This is a genomic window from Cognatilysobacter segetis, from assembly GCF_004359965.1.
GTDB classification, from domain to species: domain Bacteria; phylum Pseudomonadota; class Gammaproteobacteria; order Xanthomonadales; family Xanthomonadaceae; genus Cognatilysobacter; species Cognatilysobacter segetis.
This window is the reverse complement of record NZ_SMRQ01000120.1, coordinates 1-2,066: the sequence shown is the minus strand read 5'-3', so window position 1 is coordinate 2,066 and position 2,066 is coordinate 1. Positions and strand designations below refer to the sequence as shown.

At 70.1% G+C, this 2,066-nt stretch carries 2 protein-coding genes and 1 pseudogene; 1 reads left to right on the top strand and 2 read right to left on the bottom strand.

The window, feature by feature from the left end; translation table 11 throughout:
* Both E4F61_RS14170 and E4F61_RS14165 read right to left on the bottom strand, forming a co-directional pair.
* Nucleotides 1–261 (bottom strand): annotated as a pseudogene (locus E4F61_RS14170) (hypothetical protein); the annotation flags it as partial.
* A complete protein-coding gene (locus tag E4F61_RS14165; protein WP_133480249.1) occupies nucleotides 258–1,052 on the bottom strand; it encodes an enoyl-CoA hydratase/isomerase family protein in 795 nt (264 codons plus the stop codon). The gene E4F61_RS14165 and the pseudogene E4F61_RS14170, both read right to left, overlap by 4 nt.
* A 212-nt stretch (nucleotides 1,053–1,264) precedes the next feature.
* Between E4F61_RS14165 and E4F61_RS14160 the strand changes: the two genes are divergently transcribed.
* Entirely contained in the window at nucleotides 1,265–1,960 is a 696-nt protein-coding gene (locus E4F61_RS14160) for an FKBP-type peptidyl-prolyl cis-trans isomerase N-terminal domain-containing protein (RefSeq protein WP_133480205.1), read from the top strand.
* Nucleotides 1,961–2,066 lie beyond the last annotated feature (106 nt).

The window sequence follows — 2,066 nt, the reverse complement described above, 5'->3', positions numbered from 1 at the left end:
GGCGTCGCGCTGCGCCGCGCGCGTGGCCAACCGCCGCTGCCTCGCGGTGAAGCGCTCGCGCGCGGCGAGGGCGAACCGGCGCGCGTCGCGGGCGGCCAGCAGCGCATGCGTGCATTGGGGCGTGCAGGCGGGACAGCCTTCGGTCGCCAGCAGGCCGTCCTCGAGCGCACGGTCGAGGTCGTCGAGCAGAAGCGACGCGACCAGCACATGCGCCGGCGCGCGCGCGACGCAGCCACAGGCCGGGCAGCCGGCGACGCTCACGCGCCGGTGAAGGCCGGCTTGCGGCGTTCGAGGAAGGCCGCGGTGCCCTCGCGCATGTCCTGCGTCGAGAACATGAGGCCGAACTGCGCGGCCTCGAACTCCAGCCCTTCCTCGATGCCGCACTCGCCGCCGATGTTGATGCAGTCCAGCGCGCCGCGCAGCGCGAGCGGTGCGGCGCTCGCGAGCTGCTGCGCGATGGCCATCGTCTGCGCTTCGAGTTCCGCCGCGGGCACGACGCGATTGACGATGCCGAGCGCGTGCGCCCGAGCGGCGTCGATCGGCGTGCCGAGCAGGCAGAGCTCGAGCGTTGCGGCGCGGCCGGCGAGCCTCAGCAGGCGCTGCGTGCCGCCGAAGCCGGGAATCAGGCCCAGGTTGATCTCGGGCTGGCCGACGCGCGCGGTGTCCGACGCGATGCGCAGGTGGCAGCACATCGCCAGTTCCAGCCCGCCGCCGAGCGCGAAGCCGTTGACCATCGCGATCACCGGCTTCGGGCTGCGCTCCACGCGACGCATCATCCGCTGGCCGCGCAACGAGAAGTCGCGGCCCTGCACGGGCGTCAAGGTGTTCATTTCCGCGATGTCGGCGCCGGCGACGAACGCCTTGGGGCCCGCGCCCGTCAGCACGATCGCGCGCACGCCGGGCGATGCGATCGCTTCGGCGAACGCGACGTCGAGTGCGTCGAGCGTGGCCGCGTTCAGCGCGTTGAGCTTGTCCGGCCGGTTGACGGTGATGATGCGGACGGCGTCGCGGTCGGCGACGGTCACCGGCGATGCGCTGCTGCTGTCGGTCATGAGGGGTCCGGGTGTGAAGGTGAAGAACGGCCGCTGGCCGGCGGAACTAAGCCGTGGACACGCGGTCACAGGGTCGGCGTCAGTGGCGGTTAAGCCCTGCCGCCAGTATCCTAGCGCGCCACTCGGGGCTGTCGACCGGTACGCGGCACAGGGGTTTTCAACGCCGTTGCGCACCTTCGCGCACCGAGCATCTCTACCGGAGGTTTCACCCGATGAAGTTTCGTCTGATGGCCGTCGCCGCGGCGGCTCTGGTTGTGTCCGCCGGCATGGCGTCCGCACAGGACACCACGTCCGAGAAGGGCAAGCTGAGCTACGCGCTCGGTTTCAAGACCGGTGTCGATGCCGCCGAGCTCGCCGATCGCGGCGAGCAGCTCGACATCAATTCGCTGATCAAGGGCGTGCAGGACGCCTATGCCAAGAAGCAGCCGGCGGTGCCGGTGGAGCAGTTGCAGAAGGCGCTGACCGACATGCAGGCGCGCCAGACCGCGAAGGCCAAGGCCGAGTGGGACAAGGCGTCCGCCGAGAACAAGACCAAGAGCGATACGTTCATCAACGGCAACAAGGCCAAGGCCGGCGTGAAGGTGCTCCCGAGCGGCGTGCAGTACCGCGTGCTCGAGAACGGCACCGGCGCCAAGCCGACGCCGGCCAGCACCGTGCAGCTGGAAGTCGCGGGTCCGTACCCGTGGGGCCAGCGTCCGCAGGAAGCCCGCCCGGCGCAGGCCATCCCGTCGATCAAGGTCAGCCAGATCGAGATGCCGGCGATGCGTGAAGTGATCCAGCAGATGCCGACCGGCTCGAAGTGGGAAGTCACGCTGCCGGCCGACAAGGCCTACGGCGCCGACCCGCGCACGGGCTTCCCGCCGAACGTGGCGGTGCAGTTCGAGATCAAGCTCGTCAGCACGAAGTAAGACGTCCGACATGCTGTTCCACGAACGCCGGCTCCGCGCCGGCGTTCGTGTTTCCGCGGGTCGCGCCTCTGCGAGAATGGACGCATGACCACCCTCTACCGCGCCG

Coding starts and splice junctions, on each gene's coding strand:
- E4F61_RS14165 (WP_133480249.1), bottom strand. CDS start 1,052: ATGACCGACAGCAGCAGCGCATCGCCGGTGACCGTCGCCGACCGCGAC.
- E4F61_RS14160 (WP_133480205.1), top strand. CDS start 1,265: ATGAAGTTTCGTCTGATGGCCGTCGCCGCGGCGGCTCTGGTTGTGTCC.